Source organism: Marivirga atlantica (genome assembly GCF_016734805.1).
GTDB lineage: Bacteria > Bacteroidota > Bacteroidia > Cytophagales > Cyclobacteriaceae > Marivirga > Marivirga atlantica.
Genome location: NZ_JAERQG010000001.1, coordinates 1,514,532 through 1,527,682, shown reverse-complemented (window position 1 = coordinate 1,527,682; position 13,151 = coordinate 1,514,532). Strand labels below are relative to the sequence as shown.

Annotated in this window: 14 protein-coding genes; 11 read left to right on the top strand and 3 right to left on the bottom strand. The window is 36.2% G+C overall.

The window, feature by feature from the left end; genetic code table 11:
• Nucleotides 1–4: 4 nt before the first annotated feature.
• Nucleotides 5–1,237, top strand: coding sequence for an alpha/beta hydrolase (locus JKP34_RS06955; protein WP_201919068.1), 1,233 nt, complete (start codon nt 5–7; stop codon nt 1,235–1,237).
• A 63-nt stretch (nt 1,238–1,300) separates the two neighbouring features.
• Nucleotides 1,301–2,251 (top strand): aldo/keto reductase, encoded by a 951-nt coding sequence (locus JKP34_RS06950; RefSeq protein WP_201919066.1) that lies wholly within the window; start codon nt 1,301–1,303, stop codon nt 2,249–2,251.
• A gap of 123 nt (nt 2,252–2,374) precedes the next feature.
• Here JKP34_RS06950 and JKP34_RS06945 read toward each other — a convergent pair whose 3' ends face one another.
• A complete protein-coding gene (locus JKP34_RS06945) occupies nt 2,375–3,742 on the bottom strand; it encodes an N-acetylmuramoyl-L-alanine amidase (protein WP_201919063.1) in 1,368 nt (455 codons plus the stop codon).
• A gap of 95 nt (nt 3,743–3,837) precedes the next feature.
• Here JKP34_RS06945 and JKP34_RS06940 point away from each other — a divergent pair, with 95 nt between their 5' ends.
• Nucleotides 3,838–4,209, top strand: coding sequence for a carboxypeptidase regulatory-like domain-containing protein (locus JKP34_RS06940; protein ID WP_201919061.1), 372 nt, complete (start codon nt 3,838–3,840; stop codon nt 4,207–4,209).
• Between the two features lie 168 nt (nt 4,210–4,377).
• Nucleotides 4,378–5,553, top strand: a complete 1,176-nt coding sequence (locus JKP34_RS06935; protein WP_201919059.1) for a DUF1624 domain-containing protein — start codon at nt 4,378–4,380, stop codon at nt 5,551–5,553.
• A gap of 107 nt (nt 5,554–5,660) precedes the next feature.
• On the opposite strand, the gene JKP34_RS06930 is transcribed toward JKP34_RS06935, so the two are convergent.
• The gene (locus JKP34_RS06930) at nt 5,661–6,002 is read right to left on the bottom strand and encodes a single-stranded DNA-binding protein (protein WP_201919057.1); all 342 of its coding nucleotides are present in this window, start codon (nt 6,000–6,002) and stop codon (nt 5,661–5,663) included.
• 192 nt (nt 6,003–6,194) lie between these two features.
• On the bottom strand, nt 6,195–6,545 hold the full coding sequence (locus tag JKP34_RS06925; RefSeq protein WP_201919055.1) for a hypothetical protein: 351 nt from the start codon (nt 6,543–6,545) through the stop codon (nt 6,195–6,197).
• 171 nt (nt 6,546–6,716) lie between these two features.
• Here JKP34_RS06925 and JKP34_RS06920 point away from each other — a divergent pair, with 171 nt between their 5' ends.
• The 7 genes from JKP34_RS06920 (at nt 6,717) to JKP34_RS06890 (ending at nt 13,090) form a co-directional block, all read left to right on the top strand.
• A complete protein-coding gene (locus tag JKP34_RS06920; RefSeq protein WP_201919053.1) occupies nt 6,717–7,865 on the top strand; it encodes a tyrosine-type recombinase/integrase in 1,149 nt (382 codons plus the stop codon).
• 111 nt (nt 7,866–7,976) lie between these two features.
• Complete coding sequence (locus JKP34_RS06915; RefSeq protein WP_201919051.1) at nt 7,977–8,117, top strand: hypothetical protein; 141 nt, start codon at nt 7,977–7,979, stop codon at nt 8,115–8,117.
• 49 nt (nt 8,118–8,166) lie between these two features.
• Nucleotides 8,167–8,760, top strand: a complete 594-nt coding sequence (locus JKP34_RS06910) for a hypothetical protein (RefSeq protein ID WP_201919049.1) — start codon at nt 8,167–8,169, stop codon at nt 8,758–8,760.
• 1,346 nt (nt 8,761–10,106) lie between these two features.
• Nucleotides 10,107–11,027, top strand: a complete 921-nt coding sequence (locus JKP34_RS06905) for a hypothetical protein (RefSeq protein WP_201919047.1) — start codon at nt 10,107–10,109, stop codon at nt 11,025–11,027.
• Entirely contained in the window at nt 11,028–11,558 is a 531-nt protein-coding gene (locus JKP34_RS06900) for an SLATT domain-containing protein (protein ID WP_201919045.1), read from the top strand.
• 157 nt (nt 11,559–11,715) lie between these two features.
• A complete protein-coding gene (locus JKP34_RS06895) occupies nt 11,716–12,240 on the top strand; it encodes a hypothetical protein (protein WP_201919043.1) in 525 nt (174 codons plus the stop codon).
• A complete protein-coding gene (locus JKP34_RS06890) occupies nt 12,227–13,090 on the top strand; it encodes an agmatine deiminase family protein (RefSeq protein ID WP_201919041.1) in 864 nt (287 codons plus the stop codon). The genes JKP34_RS06895 and JKP34_RS06890 overlap by 14 nt, the downstream gene beginning before the upstream one ends.
• The last annotated feature ends 61 nt before the right edge of the window (nt 13,091–13,151 follow it).

The following is a 13,151-nucleotide window of genomic DNA, read 5'->3' as shown; positions in this document are numbered from 1 at the left end:
TAAAATGAAGTCGAGTTTACAATCAACAGCTTTTATATTAATGGCCGCATTATTTATTTCTGGCTGTAACAATGATCAATCTGGTTCAGAAAAAATATCAAACAAAACTTATCCTTCCGTTGCGGCAGCGCTTAAAGCAGTAGAAGCAATTGAGGACACAGACAATAGAAAAACAACCACAGAACAACTATGGGAAGCCATAAAGGATACTGCTGTTATTCCTTATACAACAGCAGACACTGCTATATTTTTATATAAAGGATCGGCAACTTCAGTAAGCTGGAATGGTGATTTTAACTCATGGGGAAATGATAAAAGCTTTAGTAATACCGGAAAAAATATTGATAGCACGGATTTGTGGTACTTGATTAAAACCTTCCCCGAAGATGCACGCTTAGATTACAAAGTCACTATAAATAATTCACAATGGATTTTGGATCCTAACAATCCGCATCAGCAATGGAGTGGATTTGGGCCTAATTCAGAATTAAGAATGCCTGCCTGGAATGAAGAGTCTGTAGGTTACCATAATGAAAACGTAGCTGAGGGAGTAGTAGATAGTTTCACTATTGAAAGCTCAATCCTTAATTATAAAGTAGCCTATAAAGTATATAAACCTGCCGGCTATGAAAATTTCAACGATCTGCCTGTATTATATGTTACTGATGGGCAAGAATATGGCGATGAGAAGCTTGGCAACATTTTCACCATTACCAACAACCTTATTGCAGAGAACAAGATTGATCCTATTATCATGGTGTTGATTGACCCAAGAAACCCTGATAATATTGGCCAAAACAGGAGAATGGAGGAATATACACTAAATGCATCTTTCCTGAATTTCGTAGCCGAAGAATTAATCACTGAAATTGATGCCAGCTATAAGAGTAATACAGAACAGCGTGCCATACTAGGTACATCTTTAGGAGGATTAAATGCCAGTTATTTCGGTGCTGAAAGACCAGATTTATTCCCAATTGTGGCCGCTCAGTCTCCAGCCTATTGGTATAAAACTGAAATCTATAACAAAGTGGAGAATGCTGATTTAGGAAACCAAAGAATATTCATTTCAGCAGGTACTTTTAATGACGGACTCGACAATGCCAGGAAAATGAGGCAGACTTATGAAAATAAACAACTGGCTCCCAATTTCTTGATCGTAAATGAAGGTCATTCATGGGGAGCATGGACGCAACAGCTCGACAATATTCTCATTCAATTTTTCGGAAAAAGCTGAAATTTTCACCAAACAAATGATGGGGTGAATTCCTTTAATAGGTAAACTAAAACTTATACATCAATGGAATTCACTTTTAAAAATAATGATACAATACCGGCATTAGGTTTAGGTACCTGGAAATCTGAAGAAGGTAAAGTTTATGAAGCTGTACTAAGTGCTTTAAAGGCTGGTTACAAACATATTGATTGTGCACTTATCTATGGAAATGAAAAGGAAATAGGTAATGCATTCGCTAAAGCTTTTGAGGATGGAATAGTTAAAAGAGAGGAGCTCTTTGTAACATCCAAACTTTGGAATAATGCGCACAAAAAAGCGGATGTAAGACCTGCTCTTCAGCAAACGCTAAATGATTTGCAGTTAGACTATTTAGACCTTTATCTCATGCATTGGCCCGTTGCGCTAAAGCCTGATGTGATGTTCCCTAAATCACCTGATGACTTTCTTAGTTTAGAAGAAGCACCATTAGAAGAAACCTGGGCTGCGATGGAAGAAGTTCAGTCGGATGGTTTAGCTAAACATATTGGGGTAGCAAATTTCAACGAAAGCAATCTTAAAACATTAATGAATAAGGGAAAAGTAGTTCCTGAAATGAATCAAATTGAGCTGCACCCATGTTTGGCGCAGGAAGAACTTGTAGCGTTTTGCAAGAAAAATGATATTCTTGTTACTGCTTACTCACCGCTCGGATCTAAAGACAGAGCTGATCAGATGAAGAAAGATGATGAGCCAAATCTTTTTGAATTAGATGCTGTAAAAGAGATTGCAAATAAACATGACAAGCATCCTGTTGAGATTTTACTAGCCTGGGCAATTAATAGAGGTACCATAACAATCCCTAAATCAACTGATGAAGCTCATATTAAATCAAATTTAGCTGCCGCTGACATCAAGTTAAGTGATGAGGAAGTAAAAGCTATTGCTCAAGCCAATAAAGATTATAGGTTTGTTGACGGAAGCTTTTGGGCAATGGACGGCTCACCTTACAGCATGGAATTTATGTGGGGTAAATAATTACTTCTGGTCATCGCGAGCTAACGAAGCGATCTTATTTTAATACGAGATTGCTTCGCTATCGCTCGCAATAACTAATTAGATTAATTATTAGGTACGCAAGAATTGCTGAAATATTATTGATCAAAAGCCAATTACAAACTTTTTCGTCACCTTTTCATCCCCTTTAATAAAGGTAATAAAGTAAATACCTGCTTCCAGCGTAGTTGGTAAATAGATTTTCCAGTAAGTTTTGTACTGCGTGATACTAACAAAACCTACCCTATTTCCACTATTGCTTAACACCAACACCTCATCAATTGCTGTTTGCTCCTCCTCATCTAAAGCAACATTCAGACTATAGGATTTTCCTAAAGGATTAGGGTACAAAGTATAATTCGGCTGTGGCTCTTTTTCATCTAAGTCTATGTCAATTACTATAGGGTCAGTATCTGTTGAGTCATTATCATCAGGATTGTCTGGATCGTCTGGTTCATCAGGATTATCTGAACTATCGGTATTGCCGCAACTCATCACTATAGCCTCCACTTGTTCTCTAATAGTTGGTAGTTGATCATAAACAAACTGCCCTGGACACAGCGTACTGCAGCCATCTCTATGACCAGCAATTTGCGGCAAATTATTATTTAAAGGATGTGGATGAATACCTGTGGCAGAGAGTTGATCTTCTTTAGAGATTTTCCAGCTCAACAAATTCTTTAAGGCGCCATAAGTGGTGTCGGTCGGCTGAATTTCCTGATAATTTCCCATCAGACATATTCCCATTGTGCCTGAATTAGAAGCACAAAAGTGAGCACCTCTCACTTTATCCTGCTCACCATCTGCGGGGTCTCTTCCAGCATAAATACTTCCTTCAGGATCAATTAAATAATTATACCCGATATCAGACCAACCATTACTTTCAGTATGATAAATATAAATATCACGAACAACCTGTACAAAATCAGTGGCATTATTTGAACCAGCAGAATGATGTACAATAATATTTTCAACCTCTGTAAATGACCTATTATAATTGGGAGCGGCCAGTCCGGCACGCCATTCACTCTGCGGGATCACATCAGCCAATTCACAAATGGAATCACGCTTTGATGGTTTAGCTTTATGTTGTACTCCTCCTGCCCCATTGATTAAAATTATATTGGCAGTTTCATTACCAACATCTATAAATCTCAGATTTGATTGTAAACCATTAAAATGAACAAGGTTTGATTGAAATACATCATCAGGAGCATGGCCATTTTCAGATAAGCGGATAGTATCATCGCCTGCTAAAATACTAAACTCTTTAAAATTAATGGGATGCTCACTTTCAAGTAAAAAAGCTGTAAACTGAAAATCAGGCTCATAAGATTTGGCTTGAGCACTAAATGTTAAAGTACTAATTCTATCTTGATTGCCTGATTGCGCCCTTGCAGTGAAGCTTAAAGTAAGAAAGCTCACTAACAATAAATTGAGAACTCCGATTATATAATTTAACTGTTGTTTCATTAATTGTAAAGTTAACGTACGTAAATCAAAATATTTTAGAAAGAAGGCAACAAAAAGTACTCACTTTCATTTAATAGTATCAAAACACTATAACTATGAAGAACAAGAAATTAGTTTATACAGCAGCATTCATCATGGCAGCTGTAGCATTTTTTGAATTTACCCCGAAGAAGACCCAATTGTTTGATACTAATCTGAGAATTACCATTCAAGATGATTTGGGTAATACTGAAGAAGGAGCTTTGGTTACGCTATTTGCCAATAATGATGATTACAGAAGTAGCAGCAATCCAGTGGCAGGTCCACTTAAAACTGATAAAAAAGGTCGGGTAACTTTTAAAGATTTAGAGGCTAAAGCCTATTACGTTTACGCTGAGAAAGGAGATATGAACAATAACATGCTGGGCGTAAAAACTGACACCCTTGAGGGTGGTAAGCTTAATAAAATTGCCATAGTGATTCAATAATCACTAGTATTAATTACTGACATGAAGGCTGAATCCGGTGGATTCAGCCTTTTTTATTTTAAAGCATACTAGCATGTAAAACTAATTTAATTCTTTAAATTGAATACAGCCAATCAGTTATGGCAGATGATATATAATTATAAGTAGGGAGCACTTTATAAAAGCAGCATGACTATTACTTCGAATACGCGCATTCAATCTATCGATTTATTAAGAGGTGTAGTGATGGTGATTATGGCCCTCGATCACGTTAGGGATTACTTCCATGCCGATGCATTTCTTTTTGAACCAACTGATCTGGAAGAAAGTAATACAGCTTTATTCTTCACTCGTTTTATCACGCACTTCTGCGCCCCGGTTTTTGTATTCCTGGCAGGCACATCTGCTCGTTTTGTTGGTCAGAGAAGGAGCAAAAAAGGATTGAGTATTTGGCTGGTAAAAAGAGGGCTATGGCTGGTTTTCCTGGAATTAACCATAATTAAATTTGGCTGGCTGTTTCAATTAACACCTTACAGCTATTTGCTTCAAGTGATATGGGTGTTAGGTGTAGGGATGATCTTTCTTGCCGCATTCGTACACATTCCTCGGAATTTGATGCTTATTATTTCGCTGGCCTTTATTTTTGGTCATAATGCATTTGACTACCTGAATGCGCTCTATCCGGAAAGTACGCTACTAAAACTTCTGCATATGCAGGGACCCATATTTTTAGGTGATTTTGTCTTCTTTGCTGCCTACCCGCTTATACCATGGATTTTTGTGATGCCTTTAGGTTATCACCTTGGTGGATTGTACGTGAAGGACTATACAGCAGCGGAACGCATTAAAATTTTAAGGAGTGTAGGTGTTTTATTGATTATACTCTTTGTGGTATTGCGCGGCTTTAATATTTATGGTGACGCCAACTTATGGAGCATGCAACGAAGCATAGGCTTAACTATTTCTTCCTTCTTTAACGTTACTAAATATCCACCTTCATTACTTTTTATACTCATCACCTTAGGGCCGGCATTGGTTTTCTTAAGTTATGCTGAAAAATGGCAGGGAAAATTTCAGCAAGCTTTGGTGACTATAGGCAGAGTACCACTCTTTTTTTATGTGGTGCACATTTACCTGATTCACGTATTAGCCCTAATAGCCGCTGAGCTTACGGGAGTTGGAGCAGAAAATATGCTGATAGATTTATGGGTAACCATGCAGCCTGAGCTTCAAGGTTATGGTTTCTCTTTGTGGGTGGTTTACGTTATTTGGATTATCATTAGTTTAGGATTGTATCCTGTTTGCAAGGCCTATTGGAACTACAAAGCCAACAATAAAGATAAATGGTGGCTTAGTTACTTATAAGAACACATCTTTTATAAAAGTAAAAAAGTTGTGATCAGCTGACCACAACTTTTAATTCAAATAAGCCGAAACTACCGCTCAGAGAATGAATCTCTTACCAGCAGCTTTTAGCTGGATGCTTTGTCCAGTAGCAATAACTCATTCACTTGAATTTCAGCAGAAGTTCTCTTCACGCCCTGCTTGTCTTCGTATGATTTATAGATCAGTTTCCCACTTATCGCAATTTCACTTCCCTTTTTCACATACTTCTCTGCTATCTCAGCAATTTTACCCCAGGCATTTAATCGGTGCCATTGGGTATCTTCTACTTTCTCACCTTTTGCATTTTTATAATGCTCATTAGTTGCCAGGCTGATGTTCGCCAGCATTTTACCACTTTCAAAAGTTTTAACTTCAGGATTGGCTCCTACTCTACCGATTAATTGCACGTTGTTTTTTAATGTGTACATGGCTTTAAAATTTAAATAGTTAAAGAATTTATTATTTCAGTCGGCCTTAGTGGCAGCGACAACACAAAGGTGCAGGATGGAGCAAAATTTAGTCGGGTATTAAGTGTTTACAGTCGGATGTAAGCGTTTGTAAACGTTTGTTGTCGGCTATATGTCCTTGAATAGCACGAGAGAAGGTTTTTTGTTCACTAATTATTTTCTTCTGATAATTAATATTTCATCATCGGAAAACTCCATCCAGGCAATATCATACAGAAAATGATACATTTTACCTTTGCTATTGATATTAAAATGAGTCAGGTGTTTAAAGCTAAACTTCTTTTTAGAGAGGGTTAATCTACTAACCTTTTTCTGAGTACTGTTTTTGCCTAATATTTCCAGAAGTATTGAACGATTTCTATGCAAGATGCGATCTATTTCGATGGCTACCTTATTAGTTACCCGCCTTAAATTGACATGGTAATAGTTTTTACAGGCCGGTGAGCAGAAGATTTTATCTGCCCTACCTTTTAGTTCCTTTTTACATATTTTGCATTTATTCATTTAGATAACTACTTAATTATCAATGGGTATATCACTATCAGTTATTAACGGTTAATAATCTTTTAATCAACTCAAGCTACTAAAATCTTGCCAGAAAATCTTTAGGTTTAATCAAGAATTACCGGCAAATGCAGCACCAGGCACGAGCATGGTTATTAGTTTTTATAAAGGATGAATACCTCAACACCTAATAAACTCGATAAAATGATCAGCATGCGTCATCTGCAAATAGAAGGGCAAAGGATGATCGGTTTAAAATTTTACCCAGACAAAGTATTGCAGGCTTTAGTGAAAAGCCTGCCTGAGGTAAAATGGCATAAAAAAAGCCAGATGGCATGTATACCCAACAATAGTACTAACTATAAGCTCATACTAAACACTTTTAAAGGAGTAGCCTGGCTGGACATGCGCTATTTCAGTAAAAAAGGCTGGCTGGGGAGTGATGACCCCTCCTTAGTAATAGAAGGCTATAGAAAACGACTGCCCCCTGCAAACCACAAACGTTGCCCAGATAATTTTCTGGATGAATTATTACAGAGAAAGTATGCTGTAAGTACTGTAAGAGCTTATGTTAACTGCTTCGAACGATTTATTAACTATCATCAGAAAAGCGCCATTGACCGACTTGGAGATGAAGAAATAAAAGTATTTATTCAATATTTGATTAGCACACACGCAAGTGAATCAAGCATTAATCAACATATCAATGCAATAAAATTTTACTTCGAAATTGTGAATAGAATGCCTAATAGGTTTTATGATTTCCCCAGACCACCGAAAGCCGAAAAGCTACCCGAGGTATTGAGTAAACAGAGCATTCTGAATATGATTAACGGCACTACAAACATCAAGCATAAGTGTATTTTAAGCCTTCTTTATTCGGCCGGACTAAGAAGAAGTGAGTTGTTGGCATTAAAAATTACAGATATTAATAGTGACAGAATGAGCGTAACCGTAAAAGGAGCTAAAGGAAATAAGGACAGGATTACTATTTTAAGTCACACGGTTTTAAACGATTTGAGAGTCTATTACAAAATCTATCGACCAAAAAATTACCTTTTTGAAGGATATAAAGGAACACCTTACAGTGGAACGAGCATTGGCAAAATTGTAAGAAAGGCGGCCAGAAGGGCTAATATTAAGCAACATGTAACACCCCATATGTTAAGACATAGTTTTGCAACTCACTTATTAGAAAACGGAACTGACTTACGCTACATACAGAGTTTGTTAGGGCACAATAGCAGCAAGACAACTGAAATTTATACACATGTAGCTGTAAATACTTTCAAAAACATTGTGAATCCGTTAGATTGCTAAAAATATAAGCTGGATATAACAACTTTGGTTACTATATTCGGATGTTCTACGCAATTTAAAACGAACATTGCACGTAACAAAAAACATTAATTAATTTAAAAATAGAGAATTATGGCAAAATCAAGTGGAATGAAAAACGCACCAAGTACTACAGGAAATCCATCTGGAAAAGGAAGAAGTAATGCACCAAGCAAATCTGGAGGAAGTTCTAAAGGTTCTTCAAATTCAAAAGGTGGTTCTAAAGGAAAGTAATTTAATAAAAAAGCACGATTGGTTTTCATTAATCGTGCTTTTAAATTTTATGCGAGAAAATTTTGACATAACAGGTTACTTCTACCAAATTGGCAATTTGAAGTGTAGAAAATATTTGAATATCAAAAAAAAGAACACTAAAATCCGAAAACCAGATTTAATGGTCGTTATGATGAACCCTGGAGGATCAAAACCAATAGACGGAATTGATAATGGAAAAAATGAAGTGCCAACGATTCCCGACCAAACTCAAGATCAAATTATGCGGGTTATGGAAAATTGTGAATTCAACTACGCACGAATATTAAATCTTTCAGATGTACGAATTACGCCAAGTGAAGCATTTTACAATATATTGACAGATTTAAAAGAAAAACAAATTCCGCACTCAATTTTTGACAATAAACGAGAACAAGATTTTAAAGAATTATTTGTGAAAAATATTCCGACTATATTTGCTTGGGGAGTTGGAAAAGATTTGACAGAATTAGCAAAAATAGCTATAAAAAAAATTGGAATTAAAAATCCAATTGGAATAGAGCAAAATGACAGAGATTATGCTTATTATCATCCATTACCTCGTAACAATAACGACCAAATAAAATGGGTTGATGGAATAACAAAGCGAATAAAAACTGCGTAGAACAACGTATATCTTCAATTGCGGTTTTGTGTCCTGCGGACACGAACGCTTACGCATAAAAGTCATTTCTTTTTACTATCTTTATTTTCTAATTTCCACAACTGAAAGATATACAAGACCGTTACCAGCAACTAGACCTAATTCAGTGAAACTACCTTATCCAGTAAAACATTGGGCAGCAACTTTATTTATCAGCCCTTTGCTCCTATTAATTTATGATAAGTTAACAGATTCGCAATTTATTTTTAGCGATTCATCAATTTACCTACTGTTCCTGACGGTTGGATCAGTACTATCATTGCCAGCCTTACTTATCTATTATTTCACATTTGAAAAGCTAAAAACCAGCCGCCTTAAGGACATCCAAATAAGACTGATACTAATGGTCTTAGCAATCGCAATATCGACATTATCATTCCTTATGATAAAGGGAACGATGATGATTCCAATGATAGCTGGCTACAGTGTAGGAATAATCACCTCTAGTTGGTTCTTTCCAATAAAAAATAAAAAAGCTGGTAACAAAACATAAAACCAATTTGCTCACCACCCTGTAGCAAACTCAGCAGTAACTAGCCAGCAATTTATGCTTTCACTTTGTGACAGCTTCATCAACGGGCGGACCCTCCTTCGGTGGGCAGGCCTGCAATGGAACAATCAAATTCTATACTTGCCATCATCGGGCGGGCTAATTTTTACCGACCCACTGGACTGGCTGTATTGTGACATCACTATAATCAACATTCTGCCTTGGTGGAAACCGCATAAATTGCTTAGTTTAGCTTTTCATAGCCCGCATAGGCAAACAGGTTTTATGTAGGCGTTGTGTTTAATTCCTTTCCTAGCTTTTTCTCTGCGACTCAGTTGGCCGTAAGTATGGCAAAAAAATCAGATTGATTAGCCTTGAAAAGGCCTAAGTTTTTCGGGCGAGCCGTATAAGCAAGCTGCTTATAAACGGTAAAGACCGTTAAAAAACTTAGAATGAAGTTAGCCGATTTCAGCCATAAAGTCAAGAAAATCAGAGGCTAATGAAAAGCAATCATTTTTTTGATTCAGAAACCTTTGGACTTACGACCTTCATGACAACGGATAGATAGCCCCACCTATATACCATGGTCATGTCTCCAACTGAGCGGGCAGTATTTTTTAGGTGCTAAGAAAGAAACTCCGCATTTTTCAAATAGCATGGAATGCATTACTTTAGGACTAATTAAAAAACACTAAACACAACATCAGCTATCAATCATAAGGAAAGGTCATCAAATAACTAAGAATCCCAATCCTTACGAATTGATAGCCTGGTATTGGCTGTAATATAAACAACGAACTTAAAGAAAGAAACTTCTATGAATTCTGAAATCAACAATTTTAATTTAGATAAATATGATTTCGAAACTTTGTTAAACTCAATTAACAAATGTTACGCAGATGACATCAAAGATAATTTGCCAAAAGTATCTGATTTTCCAAAAAAGATTTTCAATTCAACTGATAGTATAAACTTAAAAAGCTTAATTGAATTTTCAGAAACCGAAGATAATATTTATACTAAATCGGTTGCAAAAAGAATTGCAGGAGTAAGACACATTCAATTCGCTAGAGATAATAATATTAAGCTAGACCTTTTGCCTACTTGGAATTTAATTGCAGCTTCAATTCTGGACTTACCAAGTGAGTGTACTGTTTCTTCCATTGGATCTCAAGGTTTTTTGTCAATTCCATTGTTTAAATATGATGAAAATATGGAGGATTTCGACTTTATAAGATTCCATATTTGGCATAATGATTTATTGGATTATATAAATCAAGAAATAAGTGAGAGATTTTCAATTCACTCACATTCATTTTTAGCACAAAGTTGGATTATAAATGGAATTATTATCAACGAAAGATATTCAGTTGAAAAAACTAATGACGATTCAGAAAGTTCATTATTCAAAATAGAGTACAATAAAACACTTAATAAAGTAAATCAACACACGTCAAGTGCAGTTAATACTGGACAAAATGTAAATGTCAATAAATTGGAAAAAGAAGCATATAAGACGAATGAAACATACAAAATAAATTCTGGCGATTACCACAAATCTTATTCGGAAGGAAAAAATGGACTTTCTTCTACATTCTTTTCATTTACAACTCAAAACAAAACAGTTGTTCAGTCTAATGTAACTGGTCCAAGTAAAATGCAAACCTCTGAAATCAACAGAAAAATGCATATTGACCCAAAACAACTGATTTTAGAAATCAACCAAAATTTTAATTAAATGACTGAAGAACAAAGAAAAATGCTTCTCGATTGGATGAGAAAAATTCATCAACTTGAATATGCTCATAGATTTGAGTCTCTAAAATGGGAAAAGAGAAGAAATTATACTGGTTTAGGAGCTTTTATATTGTCAACAATAATTGCATTTTCATTTAGATTTCCAAAATTAAGTCCAGAGACATATGAACTTTTACCAACATTTTTACACCATAATTATTTCATTGCGATTACTTCATTCATTGTCGCTATTTTGACTGGATACCAAACATTTACTAAACCAAACGAAAAAGCTTTGACTCATAAAAATACGGGAAGTAATTATGAAAAACTGCGACATAGAATAGAATTCATACTGACAACCGAATTTCTGGAATGGGAATTAAAAAAGAGAATTGAAATGATTAAAGAAGAATGGGAAGGATTAGATGCTATTAACGTTTCGAAAAAACACTTTGACGAAGGAAAACAAAAAGTAAAATCATTTAATAAATATCCGAAAGAATTAGATTTTCTTCCAGATATTGAATAATAAAATACTACAGCCAACAATGGCTATAAGTAATTGCTTGTTCTCGCCTACTTCTGAAAATCCTCGCGGATTTTCAGTCTGGTGTGTACTTGCAAAGTTAAGTACTAACCCACGCAACTACTCATAGCCGAGACCGTTGGGGTGCATAATCTGCCACATGGATAAGAAAGAATTTCTAATACAACATTTAACCGGGGGAAAGTCTTATCAAGAGATTTCTGATGAACACCAAATTGCCCGTGAACAACTTTCGAACTGGTGGAACGAAGGTGAGGAAATTCGTAACGAAATCAAGCGATCGAACCAGCTCTACAACAGCAGAGTTGGCAAACCAGAGTTTTCTAAATTTGAAGAACTTGGAAAGCGGGAATTTTATCAATGGTTTGCCGATCAGCCCAAAGTATGCGGATACTGTGGAATTGAAGAATTCAAACTTCAAAAACTGTTTGACAAAGAATCTGGGCCTTTGAAGACTAAAAGAGGAAGAGGGCGAACACTCGAACTTGAACGTAGAGATTCAGCCTCTAACGAGTACTCACCTGAAAACTGTCTTTTAGCCTGCTATGTCTGTAACAATCATAAAAGCGATTTGATATCAGAGGAAGAACATCTTAGATACTTCGCTCCTGCAATCAAGAAATATTTGGACGATAAATTCTTAAACTTGAATGATCTCGGATAAGGACAAAAACACAGTTTATTTCTCAGATATTCTGCGAACCTCTTCTGAATTTCGAGCAACCTTTGAACGAATTCAGTCACTGCTCGATAAGTACCAAGTCAGTTACAGATTTCTGTCTAACACGAAAGATATTTGGTGTCGGGATTATATGCCAATCCAAATCAGCGAAGACAAATTCATCCAATTCAGATATGAACCCTCCTATCTGGAGGATGATCTTGATCTACAATCAAATCCGCAAGACATACTCAAGAACAACGGACTGACTGCAGAAATCTCATCAATCAATCTGGATGGAGGAAATGTCGTAAACTGGACTGATAAAGCGATCTTAACGACCCGAATCTTCAAGGAAAATCCGAACTGGAATCAATCCGAGTTGATTAGTGAATTGGAAAGACTCCTGAACGTTCAAGTTCTATTAATTCCAGACATTACCAACGACATGACTGGACACTCTGACGGACATTTGAGATTCATCAACTCTAACACGGTTCTTGTCAATGAACTCCAAAACGAGTTTGACTACTGGAAGAAAGGATTTGATAAAATGATAAAGAACTCTGGCTTAACCTTCGTGGAAATGCCATGGTTCGAACACTTAGACAAAAAGCATAAACATACTGCCGTGGGCTGTTATGTGAACTACCTCGAAATTGGTGATCTGATTTTATTCCCAGTTTTTGAGGTTTCAGGAAACAAGGATGAACAAGCTTTAAATATCATTCATTCAGTTTTTCCCGAACGAATCATTGAACCAATCAACATCAACGAAATAGGGAAATACGGTGGTCTTCTGAACTGTACAACATGGACAATAAAACAATACGCACCCCAACATTCTGTATGAAATCATGGCTGGTTAGTGGTAAAACGTGGCTTTTGCTCTTCGTAGATAGCCCGTCAATCCG